Raw genomic sequence first — 13,274 nt, 5'->3', positions numbered from 1 at the left:
TCAGAAGGTCTTGGTGAGGGAGATGCTGAAGTTGCGGCCCGGCGCGGTGGATCGCTCGCTGACGGAGTTCCCGCCGAGGTGCCCGCCACCACGCCGCACGGAGCCCCAGGACCAGTATTTCTCGTCGAAGATGTTGTTCAGCCCCGCATGGATGATGACGGTGTCCGTGGGTCGCCAGTAGGCGGAGAGATCCATGGTGAACCAGGCTGGAGGACGGTAGAAATCGCCTTGGTTCGTGTTGTCATCCACCCGTGTCACCTCGTCCGTGTAGACACCCGTGAGTCTCGCGCCGAACCTCCCGGCCGGGTCGTCATAACCGATGGATGCCACGGATTTCCACGGCTCCACCGTGTTGAGCCAGGTGCTGTCGGAGCGGTTGATGCCCACGCTCTTTCCCGTGCTCAGGCCGACCTGCCACCCCTCCGCCTGGCTCCACCATTGGCCGAGGTTCCACAACCCGCCCAGCTCGAAGCCATAGATGTCCGCGCGGCCACGGTTCACGGTGGTGAGGATGTCGCGCCCGTCATCCGTCAGTTCCCCGGTGCGGGAGCCGTTCTCGATGAAATCATCGTAACGGGTGTGGAAGGCGGACGCCTGGAATCTCCCTGCATCGCTGTCCGTCTTCACGCCGATCTCAAAGGCATCGCTCTTCTCCTCCTTCAGCTTGGAGTTCGGCAGAGTCATCGACCCCGCGGGATTGCTCCCGTCCGGCGGATGGTCGAAGACCATCGAAAGCTCCTCCGCAGTGGGGTTCCTCACGCCGTGCGCATAGGTCGCATACCACTGGACCGTCTCGCGCGGTTTCCAGGAAACGGTCAGGCGCGGGGAGATGGCCAGGTTGTCATAGTCCTCCGGCGGCGCGTAGCCATAGTTGCCCAGGGAGTTCAGGCGGTCCAGATACCCCTGGTTCGGCCGTGGCTTGATGCTCTGCCAGTCGAACCGCACACCGGGCGTGACGCTCCATTGGTCGCCGATGCGGAACTCATCCTGGACAAAAACGCCTGCCCGGAGCGTCTCCGTCGGGGAGAACGAAACGCGGTCCGATGGCAGGTTGTTGTTGATCCGGAAAAAGCGGTTCTCGTTTTCCTCGAACGAGAGGTCGATGCCCATGAGGAGCTGCTGGACGACGCGGCCTCCCGCGCCAATCTCCTTCATGCCGGTGGTGGTGAGCCCCAGGATGTCCGTGTCGAACTCGATGGACTGCTGGCGCGTGATGGACGTGCCCGGGATGGGCCTGCCGCCGATGACGATGGGCTTCGAGGCCGACCGGCTGTCACTGGTGCTGGAGGACTGCTGCCAGTAGCCGTGAACCTTCACCTCGTCCAGCCACCGCTCCGGCTCGTAGTCCCACCACGCGCTCACGCGCTGGCGTTCCAGATGCTGGTTGTTGTGCACGAAGTCGTTGAAGAGGACGAAGGACGACTCGGCCGCGCTGCGCGCGTCGATGAAGCTGTCCCGCTCGAACGTTTCCACCGCCAGGCGGAAAAGGTGGCGGTCCATCCGGTGCTCCGCCTTGAAGAGCAGCGAAAGGGAGTCGAAGTCCGCGGGGTTCGGCGCGATGTTGCCGTTGTTCCCGTTCTCATGGCCCTCCCGCCACGAGCCCATCAGCATGAAGGCGGTGTCCCCCTTGCGGACAGCCCCACCCGCCTGCAGCGAGTGGCTTTCGTTCACGGAGTAGTATTGCGACCGGAGCAGGGCGCCGTAGCCGCGCCCCTTCAGGAAATGCTCCGGATCCGGTGTGGTGAAGGAGACCACGCCCCCCAGCGCGTCACTTCCGTAGAGGGCGCTGGCACCGCCCTTCAACACCTCCACCGCCTCGAACATGGCGGGGTCGAAGTAGTCGCGGCCGACGCCACCCGCACCATCGTCACTCCCCATGTCAAAGGAGGTGGAGACATACTGCGGCGGCTGGCGCACGCCATCCAGCTCCATGGTGATGCGGTTGCCCTCCATCCCGCGGATGTTGATGGAGCCGTAGCCGCTCTGGCCGTAGGCGTAGGCCCCGTCACCACTCGCGAAGTCGAACGGCAGCGAAACGGTCGGGTCATACTTGGCGAAGCCCGCCAGATCGTAGGTCCCCTCCTCCAGCATCTGGTTGTAATCCCTCCGCAGGACCGTCCCCGCGGAGTCGATCCACGTCCTGCCGATGCGGTTGCCCACCACGATGATTTCCCCGAGCTCCTCCTCGCCACGCGAAAAGGTAGCCCCGAGAAGACCGGACGCGATGAACGCGCCTATCGTTTTTGCATTCATCACGTCCGGAACACGCTTGTGCAACCCAGGAAATTCAGCGACGGCGGCGGATGAGGAGCGCGGCCACACCCAGACTCAGCAAACCGCTGGATGGCTCCGGAACGACCTGCACGAAGCTCCCCCCGATGTCGATCCGCGCCTCGACCGTGGATGAGTGGACGATGATGGGAGCGTCGATCCGGATGGACCTCACTTCCTCCGCGACTCCGGAAAGGTCCCACTGGTAGGTGAAGCTGTTGAGATCCCCGCTGAAACCTCCAACCGTGATGTCGGTGGCGGAAGCAAGGATACCGGTGTAGGTCGCCTGGACCCTGCCGAGCAGGTTGTTCGCCGCATCATAATAGGACAACCACGGGCCACCCAGGGTGATGGATGGTGCGGCTCCGAGCGAAGGATCATCCGGCGTCGCACCGACGATCGCGTTTCCGTCCCAGTTCAGGTTCACGTCCAGCGAGAAATCCGGGTTCGCCATGGACACCCGTTGGAAAACGACGTTCTGGATATCGCTCAGCGCCGTCGCCTGGGTGGTCGCTGTGAGGCCGAAGCTGCCCATGAAGGAGTAGTAGCCCGCGCTCGCGCGGTAGCCCGGCGAAACGGGGGCGATGGTCCCCACACCGGCCGCGGGGGTGCCCGCCGCATTGCCGCTGCTGAGTCCCCGGTTTGGTCCGGTGCCCTCGAAGAACTCCCAATAAACGCTTTCCTGGCCGCTTCCCAGGGACGGAGCCTGGATGAGCAGCGCTGCGTGGGCGGAGGATACGGCGGCGATGGCGCCGATCACTGACAATCGTATGGAGGTCATGGTCATTTGCTTCACGTCCCGACCTTCCCCCAATCCCGTTGGCCGCGCTCCCGCCGTGTTGCCAATTCATCGCGCCCCGGTGCACTGCGCGGACGTTAATGACAATTCATCGTCATCCTCTGACAACCAACCGCGAGCGAGAATCGCTTCCCTCCCTAGGCTGTTGCTCCGTAACCGCCCTCCTTGATGAAGCTGCCCGCACAAGCCCACATCCTCCACGGCTCTTTGGCGCGTGATGGAGCCACGGTCGTCGGGATCGACTCGGACTCCAGCCAGCCCCTGGACTGGGGCGGCATGCTCCTCCCCGGCTATGCCCATCTCATCCTGAATCCGGATGGCTACGGGGTCGTGCTGGGGGAAAACATCCGCCTCAGCATCTTCCCGGGCATGACCGCCATCTGCCGGATTCCCCCGGAGGGCGGCATCTATGCGAGCCGCCTGCCGGGCAGCGGCCGTCACCGCTGCGTGGTGCTCACGGTTTCCGACCGCTGGCTGGCGGATAAATTCGGAGGACTGCTGGCCTCCCTGCATCCGTTGTTCGGAAAAGCGGATGCCGTTCCCGAACAGATCGGCCTCACCCGCACCATGTCCCTCGCGGAAAAGGATCTCTGTGAAGCCATGCTGTCACCTCCCGTCGCCCGCCCCCTGCGGCCCATGTGGTTCCGCGCGAAGCTGGTGGAATGCTTCAGCCTTTTCGGTGGAGTGGAACACCCCTCCACCACCAGGAAGCAGGACAGCATCAGCCTCCGGGTGGACAAGGCGGTGCTATGGCTGAGGGAGCACTTTGACGAGGAACTGGACCTCAAAGCGCTCTCCACCCATGTGGGCTGCGCGCCCCACTATCTGAGCCGCCTTTTCCGGAGCCACACGGGCAAGACCCTGACACAAAAACTCCGCCAGATCCGTATCGACCACGCGGCCGACCTCCTCCAGAATGGCACCCACAACGTGACGGAGGCCGCCCTGGAGGTTGGCTACAGCAGCATCAGCCACTTCACCAAGGCTTTCCTCCTCGAAAAAGGCATCCTTCCCTCCCTCTACCGGCATAACTGATCCCATGACGAAATTCCGCCCCTGCATCGATCTTCACCATGGCCAAGTGAAACAAATCGTCGGAGGTACTTTGCGTGACGACGGGCAGGGGCCCAGGGAGAACTTTGTTTCGGAAAAACCCTCCGGCTGGTTCGCCGCCCGCTTCCGTGATGATGGATTGAAAGGCGGCCACGTCATCAAACTGGGACCGGGAAACGACGCGGCGGCCCGCGAGGCCCTGGCGACATGGCCCGGCGGCCTCCAGATCGGCGGCGGCATCACCCCCGCGAACGCCAGGGAATGGCTGGACGCGGGTGCCAGCCACGTGATCGTGACCTCCGCATTGTTTGATGCGGACGGGAAATTCCTCCCCGATGTCCTGGAAGCGTTCGTGAAAGGCGTCGGCAGGGAGCGGTTGGTCATCGACCTTTCCTGCCGGAAATCCGGCGATGGATGGACGGTGTCGATGAACCGCTGGCAGACCCCCACGGAAATGACGGTGGACCACGCCACGCTGGACCGTCTCGCCCCGCACTGCGCGGAATTCCTGATCCACGCCGCGGATGTGGAGGGCCTCTGCCGGGGCATCGATGTGGATCTGGTGTCCCTGCTGGGTGGTTGGGGGAAAATCCCGATCACGTATGCGGGCGGAGCCGCCTCCATCGCGGATGTGGAGCTTCTCGAATGGGCCGGCCAGGGCGTGGTGGACATCACCGTCGGCAGTGCGCTGGACATCTTCGGGGGGAGCGGCGTGACCTACGCGGAGCTTCTGGACTGGAACCGCCGGACGGCATGATGGGAAAGCGGTTGCAGGCACCGCCCGGGTCGTCATACCCTTGGCCCGTGCCCGAATTGGAAATGAAGCCCTTTGACGACGGACCGATGATCGACCGTGACTTCCTGAGGTCCGTTTTCCGTTCGATGCTCCGCGGGAGGATCTTGGAAAACAAGCTCTCCTCCCTCTACAAAGCGGGGAAAATCGTCGGTGGGGTCTATCTCGGACGCGGGCAGGAGGCGGTGAGCGCCAGCCTCGGCACCGCCTTGGTCCAGGGACGTGATGTGTTCGCCCCGCTGATCCGGGACCAGGCGGGACGCACCGCCTTTGGCGAACCTCTCCTCGACTGCACCCGCACCTACCTCGGCTCGGTCGAGGGGCCCATGCGCGGCCGGGACGGCAACATCCACCGCGGACGCCCGGAAATGGGCATGCCGGCGATGATTTCCCACCTGGGCGCACAGGTCCCGCTGGTGGCGGGCATGCTTTTCGCCAAGCGGCTGAAAGGCCAGCTCAACGGCGTCGTCGGAGCCACCTGCATCGGCGACGGAGCGACCTCCACCGGTGCCTTCCACGAAGGGGTGAACCTCGCCGCCATCGAAGGACTGCCGATGGTGGTCGTGGTCGCGAACAACCAGTTCGCCTACTCCACCCCGAACACCCGCCAGTTCGCCTGCCGGGATCTGGTGGAACGCGCCCGCGGCTACGGCATCGGCGGCTATTCGGTCGATGGCACGGATCTCCTCGCCTGTGCATCCGTGATCTCCGAAGCGGTGCGCAAAGCCCGCAGCGGCGGTGGCCCGCAGATGGTGGTCGCCCACCTTCTGCGCCTGTCCGGCCACGGTGAGCATGATGACGGTTCCTACGTCCCGTCCGACATCAAAGGCGGCCACTATGGCCGCGACTGCATTGAGGTCGCCATGCGCCAGCTCGTGGAGCACCAGTTCGCCACCGTGGATGAGATCCTCGCCTGGCAGGATGAGGTGGCTGAGGAAGTGCAGCGCGCCGTCGCCCAGGCCCAGCAGGAGGACACCCCGGATCCCTACAAGGAGAACTGGACCGCCCTTTCCACCCGCTTTCCCCTTTCCGCCCAGTGAGTGTGACCTATATCGACGCCATCCGTGAAGCGCAGGAAAAGCTCCTGCGTGAAGATGACCGCGTTTTCCTCTACGGCCAGGACATCGCCACCTTCGGCGGTGCTTTCAAGGCGACCAAGGGACTCGCCGAAGCCTATCCGAACCGCGTGTTCGACGCGCCCATCTCGGAGGATGCCATGATCGGTCTGGCCGTCGGCGCCGCCATCGAGGGCATGCGGCCGATCGTGGAAATGCAGTTCGCGGATTTCTCGTCGATCGCGTTCAACCAGATCGTCAACCAGGCGGCCACGCACTTCTACCGCACCGGCATGCCCATCCCCATCACGGTGCGCCTGCCCTCCGGCGGCACACCCGGTTCCGGCCCCTTCCACAGCCAGAGCATGGAGGGCATCTACGCCCAGTATCCCGGTCTGGTGGTGCTGACCCCGGCGACCGTTTCGGACGCCTATCACATGCTGCTGGACGGCGTCGCGCTGGATGACCCGGTCATCTACTGCGAGCACAAGTTCCTCTACCGCTGGCTGAAGGCGAAGTCCATCAACGGCGACCACCTGCCCATCGGCCAGGCCCGCATCACCCGTCCCGGAAAGCACGCGACGGTGGTGGCCTACAGCGCCATGGTCCATGAGGCGGTCCGCGCCGCCGACCGCCTGGCGCAGGACGGATGGGAGATCGAGGTGGTGGACCTGCGCTCGGTCAAGCCGCTCGACATCGACACCGTGCTCGCCTCCGTCGCCCGCACCGGCCGCCTGCTGGCCGTCGGTGAGGCTTTCCCATGGGGCGGGGTCACCGCGGAGATCGTTTCCCGTGTCACCGAGGAAGGCTTCCACCTGCTGGACGCACCGCCGCAGCGGCTGAACGCCCGCGACACTCCCGTCCCCTATCATCCCAAGCTCTGGGCCGCCCACCGGCCCACTCCGGAATCCATCTGCGAGGCATTGCGGAAGCTTCTTTCCTTCTAGTTCCAACTCCCCTGGACCCTGAATTTCCTGAAAACCAGTCAACTTTCCTGACATGCCCACCGTTCCCATCCTCATGCCGCAGCTCGGCGAATCGATCGCCGAGGCGACCATCATTCGCCTTGGGGTCGCCGTCGGTGATCCCGTCCGGACCGACCAGGAAATCATCGAGGTGGAGACGAACAAGGCGGTCATGGGCGTCACCACCCTCTGCGACGGCATCGTTTCCGAGATCCGGGCGGTGGAGGGCGAGTCCTACTCCGTCGGCACCGTGCTCGGTCTGCTGGAGGTGACCGAGGAGGAAATCGCCCGTACCGGCGTGGACACCGTCGAGTCGCTCGATTCGAAGAGGAACGTGAACGTCCCATCCCAGCAGGGTGAAGCCAACCTGCACTTCGCCCTCGACGATGACGCCTATGAGGAAGCGCCGCCCGTGGTCCCCAGCGTGAAGGGCCTGCCCGTCCCCACCGGCGTCATGGGCGCGCACTATATTTCCCCGCGCATGCGCGCCCGCATGGATGACATGGGTCTCCGCGAGGCTGACATCTCCGCAGTCGCCGGCACCGGCAATGGCGGCCGGGTGACCGTGGAGGACCTCGAGCGTTTCCTGGACTACCTCGAAGACTGGCCGAGCAGCACCGCTTCACCGATGCGCCTCGCCGTGGCGGATGCCATGCGCCGGAGCTGGACGCGCCCGCTGGCCACCGTGGGCCTGCCCGTGCTGCTGGACCGCGTGCTGGACCACCGCCGTGCGCAGAATCCCAAGCCCGGCCTCACCCTTTACCTCCTCCGTGCCTTCGCCCTCGCCCTCACCGAACAGCCCGCCACCGCCGGCTACCTCATCGGGGAAAAGATCGTGCATCCCCGCTCGTTCGACATCGGCGTGGCCGTACAGGTCGAGGACGGCGTCGTGGTCCCGACCGTCCGCAAGGTGGACCAGCTCCGCCTTTCCGATCTCATCGCCACCTATGACGATCTGGTGGACCGCGCCCGCCGCCGCCGTCTGACCGAGGCGGACACCCGCGGCGGCATCGCCACGGTGACGAACTTCGGCACCTTCGGCCTCACCTCGGGAACCCCCATCCCCCTGCCGAACGAAACCCTCATCCTGGGCATCGGTGCGGGTGTGAAGAAGCCCGTGTGGAGCAGCCATGTCGAAGCGTTCCTCCCGGCCACCCAGGCGGATCTTTTCCTGACCTTCGACCACCGGGTGGTCGATGGCGGCGGAGCGGGATTCCTGCTCAACCGCGTGGCGGAACTGCTCCAACATCCGGAATCCCTCTGAACCCAGGACGGCCGTGGAACCGCAGGACAAGATCGGGAAGATCGATATTCCCAAGAAAGCCATCTACCGGCTTTCGATCTACAACCGTTGCCTCCAGAAGCTCAGGGCCAACGGCGTGGAGACCGTGTCATCCACGACGCTGGCGCGTGCAGCCGGTGTGAAACCCGCGCAGCTCCGGAAGGATCTCGCCTATTTCGGCCAGTTCGGCACCCGCGGGCTGGGCTACCCGGTGGAGATCCTCTCCGGCATCATCCGTGAGACGCTGGGCCGTGAACACCTGCAGCCGGTCATCCTCGTCGGTGCGGGTAATCTGGGATCCGCCCTGCTGCGCTACCAGGGATTCGGCAGGGAGGGATTCGAGGTCATCGCCGCCTTCGACACCCATCCTGACAGTGCCGTTGCCCGGGGGGTGGGCATCCCCGTCCATTCCCCCAATGATCTGGAGTCATTCATCCAGAATCATGGGGTGAAGCTCGCAATCCTCTGCGTTCCGGTGGAATCCGCCCAATCCGTGGCGAACCGTCTGGTGGCCGCCGGGATCCAGGGAATCCTCAATTTCTCACCCATCGTCCTTGAAGTGGCGCCGGATGTGACCGTCAATAACGTCGATCTGGCTTTGGAACTGGAGCACCTCGGCTACTTCATCCGGTAAAATGAGCGGTTTTCCTGAAAATGCCCCTAAACTTTCCGCCCTCCCGGACGTTGATCCCTATGACGGGGCGCAAACCGCTCCGGAAAAACCGATGGCGGAAACGCGGGAACAGTTCGTCGAGAGGGCACTCGCCGAGTTCGAATCACCGCTGATCGGCTACGCGGTCACCATCCTGCACGACCTCGACCGGGCCCGGGACGTGGTCCAGGACACCTTCATCCGCCTGTGCCAGCAAGAACCCAACAAGATCCGTGAAAGCCTCAAGACCTGGCTGTTCACCGTATGCCGCAACCGTGCCTTCGACGTCCTCCGCAAGGAGAAGCGGGTCCAGCCGCTCGACGAGGTGCAGTGGAAGCGCGTCGCCGGTCCGGAACCCGCCCCCGATGAACAGGCCCTCCATGACGAGCGCATCGGGCAGGTCATGAAATCACTCGACAGGCTTTCCGCCAACCAACGCGAAGTCATCCTCCTCAAATTCCAGCAAGGTCTCAGCTATCAGGAGATCGTCGAAGTCACCGGCCTCAGTTCCGGCAACATCGGCTTTCTCATCCATACCGGGCTGAAACGCCTCCGAGAATCCCTTCCCGCGGACTTCCGCAGCTAACGCCTCTTCCTCCCATGAAACTCCATTCTGACGATCCCCGCATCACCGCCTATGTCCTGGGCGAGCTGACGCCGGAAGATGCTGCGGCAGTGGAAGCCGCCGCGGAGAATGATCCCGCGGTGAAAGCCGCCATCGGGGAAGCGGGCTCGCTCGGTGAGCTTCTGTCGGAATCCCTTTTCGCGGAAAAACCGAAGCTGCGCCCCGCCCAGCGGCAGGCCATTCTGCTCGCAGCCCGTGAACCGGAAAAGATCACCCATCTGCCGAAGATCCCGGACTCCCGGCACCAGCGCAGGTCTTGGATCGTGAGCCTGGCCGCGGCGGCCTTGCTGCTGTTCGCATTCGTCATGTTCTCACGCGCCCCGGTGTTCTCGCCCAAGCTGACGGAACGCGATCTGACGCCTCCACCCCGCCCGGCCACCTCCCCCTCGCCGATCACCCCGGGGAACGAAGGGGAATGGCGCACCATACCGATCAACATCGCCATGCTGCCGGCACCCGGACCGGCGGATGCCAGCCAGGTTGGCCGCACCTTCGCAGGTGCCGCCGCGCCCGCTTCCACCATTTCGAGACTGGCCGCGGCCCGTGATGAAGCCATCGCGAAAGCCGGTTCCAGATTCTACGACGAAGCCGCGGACAGCCTGAAGGACAAGCCGGTCCCGGCTGACGATGAACTTCCCGTCCTTTTCCGCCGCGGATCGGTGGTGGCCGCCGCCAGCCCACAGATGCGGCTGCCGGTCCGGGCTGGCAATGCCAGCATGATCTGGGTGACTGACTCGATCCGCAAGGAGCACAAGAAGCCACCGGTGAATGCCGTGCGGGTGGAGGAGATCCTCAACCACTACCCGCTCCGTCCGGCGGGTGCCGCATCGGTCGCCCAAGGGGTCACGCTTTCCACGGAAGCGCTCCCATGCCCGTGGAAACCTTCCGCCAGCCTCCTCATCATCGCCTTCCGTGGTTCCAATGACGGAGACCGCCAGATCCAGGCGAACTTCAAGGCGGATCCGGCCACGGTGGCCCGCTACCGTCTGCTGGGCTATTCAACGGTGGCAGGCATTCCCGATGGTTCCCTGCCCACCCTGCTGCCTGCAAAGGCCCTCACATTGCTCGCCATCGAGATCGAGCCGAGCGGGTCCTCGACGGATTTCGGCACGGTTGAGTGGAGCGTGAATGGGAAGGACGCGCCGCCCATCGCCCTTTCCCGCAAGCCGGACGCCGAGCCGTCCGACGATGCTCGTTTCGCCTCCCTGCTCTGCACCTACGCGCAGTGGCTCGCCGGGGATGACCAGTCCGGTATGATCGACAGCGAGGTCGTCGCCGCCCTCGCACGCGAGATGGCTTCGGACAATCTGCCGGCGGACCGGTATGATCTCCTGAATCTCATCGACCAGACCCTGAATCTCTGAGAGCCCCGTCCGTATCGGCGGCATCCCGCCGTCCCATGGGTATGTCACGATTCCTCATCATCCTTTCCGCGCTGCTGCTGCCTCTCCCGGGATGCAAGGAAGCCGCCGCACCGAAGCCTCAGGCAACCGTCGCATATGATGAACGGGAAGACCGGAGGCTGGAGATGGATGTCTATCTGCCGTCCGCCCCGGCTGCCGGACTCCGGCCGGCGGTGCTGATGGTGCATGGCGGAGGCTGGTCGGCCGGTCATCGCCGGGATTTCTCATGGTTCGGACAATGGCTGGCCTCCCGGGGCTATGTGGCTTTCTCCACGAGCTACCGGCTGGTAACGGCGGAAGGAAATCATTGGCCCGCGCAACTGGATGACGTGCAGCGTTCGGTCCGCTGGATTCGCGCCCATGCCGCGGAATATCAGGTCGATCCCAACCGGATCGGCGCGCTCGGTGCTTCCGCGGGCGGGCATCTGGTGGCGTGTCTGGGCATGCTGGACACGCGGGACAACTCCGACGCCACGCTTGCCGCCCATTCCAGCCGCGTGGCCTGCGTGGTGGATCTCTGCGGTCCCACCGATCTCACCGAAGACCTCCGCCCGAAGGTGCCCAAGGGCGAATGGTGCAACGGCATCATCGACTCCCTGCTGGGAAATAAGAAGCGGGAGGGCGCGCGCGAGGCGTCGCCCCTTTTCCTGGTGGATGGAAAGTCCGCACCCTTTCTCATTTTCCACGGTTCAAAGGATGACATCGTGCCGCTGGACCAGTCACAGCGTCTCGAAGCCGCTCTCAAAGCCGCCGGAGTGGAGGCGGAACTGGTCACCATGGACAGCGGCCACAGTTTCGCCAATGCCACCCAAATCCAGGATTTCATGAAGCGCACCGAAAAGTTCCTGGAAACCCACCTCAAACCATCCGTGCCGACACCATGAGAGTCCTGCTTTCTTTTCTCCTTCTTTCGCTCCTGCCTCTGGCGGCCGCTCCGCGGAACATCGTGCTCATCGTCACCGACGACCAGAGTCCCGATCTCGGCTGCTACGCGAATCCCGTGCTGAAGACCCCCGCCATCGACGCTCTGGCGGCGGACGCCACTCGGTTCACCAATGCCTTTGCCACCACGGCCAGTTGCTCCGCCAGCCGCTCCGTCATCCTTTCCGGCCTGCACAACCATGCCAACGGCCAATACGGTTTGGCGCACGGGCCGCACAAATCGGAATCCCATCCCAGCGTCGGCGCGGTGTCGCTGCCCAACCAGCTCAACCAACTCGGCTACCGCACCGCCGTCGCCGGGAAATACCATGTCGCCCCGCGCTCCGCGTTCGATTTCCATAAATTCATCCCCGGGGGACGCAACCCGGTGAAAATGGCGGAGGACTCCGCCGCCTTCATCAAGGCGGATGACGCCCAGCCGTTCTTCCTCTATTTCTGCCCGGCGGACCCGCATCGCAGCGGAGACTTCGACGAAGCTTCCGAATGGCGTCCGAATCTGTTCGGCAACAAGAAGGACCGCGGCGGCTATCCGGGCATCAAGGAGGTGTTCTATGATCCGGCGGAAGTCATCGTCCCTCCTTTCCTCCCGGACGTGCCCTCCGCCCGTGCCGAGATCGCCCAGTATTACCAATCCATCTCCCGCATCGACCAGGGGGTTGCCCGTCTCATCGCCATCCTCAAGGAAGCAGGCAGATGGGAAGACACGCTCATCGTCTATACCTCGGACCACGGCATGCCGTTTCCCGGGGCGAAAACCACCGTCTATGACGCGGGCCTGCGGGTTCCCTTCATCGTCCGGGATCCTTACCAGGAAAAGAAAGGAACCGTCAGCAAGGCGATGATCACCCATGCCGACATCACCCCCTCCCTGCTGGATTTCGCCGGTGGCTATGATTCCACATCGCAGGGACCGAAGAAAGCCTCGGCGGTGGCGGATACCCCCAAGCATGAGAACGCGGGCCCCGCATTCAAAAGTTACCACGGACGTTCCTGGCTGCCGGTGCTGACGCAGGAGAATCCCGCCGGATGGAACCATGCCGCGGCTTCCCATTCCTGGCATGAGGTGACGATGTACTACCCCATGCGCGTGTGGCGGGAGGGCCGTTACAAGCTCATCTTCAACCTTGCCCATGGCACCCCCTTCCCTTTCGCCTCGGACCTCTGGACCACCCCGTGCTGGCAGGAAGCGATGAAGAAAGGACCGGACGCTTCCTATGGTGGACGGACGGTTGCTTCCTACCTGAACCGTCCCAAGTTCGAACTCTACGACATCGAGAACGATCCGTGGGAATTCAAGAACCTGGCCGGCGCGCCGGAACATGCCGAGCAGCTCGAATCCCTGAAAACCAAGATCAAGGACTTCCAGAAATCGACCGATGATCCGTGGTTGCTGAAGTGGGAACGCGAATAACGGAATCCGCCCTGACCGGCACC

12 protein-coding genes are annotated in these 13,274 nt (G+C 64.0%); 10 read left to right on the top strand and 2 right to left on the bottom strand.

The features are described from left to right. A complete protein-coding gene (locus tag KF712_03745; GenBank protein ID MBX3740080.1) occupies positions 1-2,253 on the bottom strand; it encodes a TonB-dependent hemoglobin/transferrin/lactoferrin family receptor in 2,253 nt (750 codons plus the stop codon). Positions 2,254-2,287: 34 nt separating this feature from the next. After that, positions 2,288-3,052: a PEP-CTERM sorting domain-containing protein gene (locus KF712_03740; GenBank protein ID MBX3740079.1), complete on the bottom strand. Its 765-nt coding sequence runs from the start codon at positions 3,050-3,052 to the stop codon at positions 2,288-2,290. 186 nt (positions 3,053-3,238) lie between these two features. On the opposite strand from KF712_03740, the gene KF712_03735 reads away from it, so the two are divergent. The 10 genes from KF712_03735 (at position 3,239) to KF712_03690 (ending at position 13,251) form a co-directional block, all read left to right on the top strand. Further along, on the top strand, positions 3,239-4,105 hold the full coding sequence (locus KF712_03735) for a helix-turn-helix transcriptional regulator (GenBank protein ID MBX3740078.1): 867 nt from the start codon (positions 3,239-3,241) through the stop codon (positions 4,103-4,105). A 4-nt stretch (positions 4,106-4,109) separates the two neighbouring features. Beyond that, positions 4,110-4,880 carry a phosphoribosylformimino-5-aminoimidazole carboxamide ribotide isomerase gene (gene hisA, locus KF712_03730; GenBank protein MBX3740077.1) on the top strand — a complete coding sequence of 257 codons (771 nt, stop codon included), beginning with the start codon at positions 4,110-4,112 and terminating at the stop codon, positions 4,878-4,880. Positions 4,881-5,005: 125 nt separating this feature from the next. Continuing rightward, positions 5,006-5,956, top strand: a complete 951-nt coding sequence (locus tag KF712_03725) for a thiamine pyrophosphate-dependent dehydrogenase E1 component subunit alpha (protein ID MBX3740076.1) — start codon at positions 5,006-5,008, stop codon at positions 5,954-5,956. Further along, positions 5,953-6,918: an alpha-ketoacid dehydrogenase subunit beta gene (locus tag KF712_03720; GenBank protein MBX3740075.1), complete on the top strand. Its 966-nt coding sequence runs from the start codon at positions 5,953-5,955 to the stop codon at positions 6,916-6,918. Before KF712_03725 ends, KF712_03720 begins: the two co-directional genes overlap by 4 nt. A gap of 52 nt (positions 6,919-6,970) precedes the next feature. After that, complete coding sequence (locus KF712_03715) at positions 6,971-8,200, top strand: 2-oxo acid dehydrogenase subunit E2 (protein MBX3740074.1); 1,230 nt, start codon at positions 6,971-6,973, stop codon at positions 8,198-8,200. A 31-nt stretch (positions 8,201-8,231) separates the two neighbouring features. Further along, positions 8,232-8,852: a redox-sensing transcriptional repressor Rex gene (locus tag KF712_03710; GenBank protein ID MBX3740073.1), complete on the top strand. Its 621-nt coding sequence runs from the start codon at positions 8,232-8,234 to the stop codon at positions 8,850-8,852. Between the two features lies 1 nt (position 8,853). Beyond that, positions 8,854-9,456, top strand: coding sequence for a sigma-70 family RNA polymerase sigma factor (locus tag KF712_03705; protein MBX3740072.1), 603 nt, complete (start codon positions 8,854-8,856; stop codon positions 9,454-9,456). Positions 9,457-9,470: 14 nt separating this feature from the next. After that, positions 9,471-10,859 (top strand): von Willebrand factor type A domain-containing protein, encoded by a 1,389-nt coding sequence (locus KF712_03700; protein MBX3740071.1) that lies wholly within the window; start codon positions 9,471-9,473, stop codon positions 10,857-10,859. A 41-nt stretch (positions 10,860-10,900) separates the two neighbouring features. Then, on the top strand, positions 10,901-11,782 hold the full coding sequence (locus KF712_03695; GenBank protein MBX3740070.1) for an alpha/beta hydrolase: 882 nt from the start codon (positions 10,901-10,903) through the stop codon (positions 11,780-11,782). Next, a complete protein-coding gene (locus KF712_03690; protein MBX3740069.1) occupies positions 11,779-13,251 on the top strand; it encodes a sulfatase in 1,473 nt (490 codons plus the stop codon). The genes KF712_03695 and KF712_03690 overlap by 4 nt, the downstream gene beginning before the upstream one ends. Positions 13,252-13,274: the final 23 nt, after the last annotated feature.

This window comes from Akkermansiaceae bacterium (genome assembly GCA_019634595.1).
In the GTDB taxonomy this organism is placed as follows: Bacteria; Verrucomicrobiota; Verrucomicrobiia; order Verrucomicrobiales; family Akkermansiaceae; genus Luteolibacter.
The sequence above is the reverse complement of the archived record's forward strand: the minus strand, read 5'-3'. Positions and strand labels throughout refer to the sequence as shown.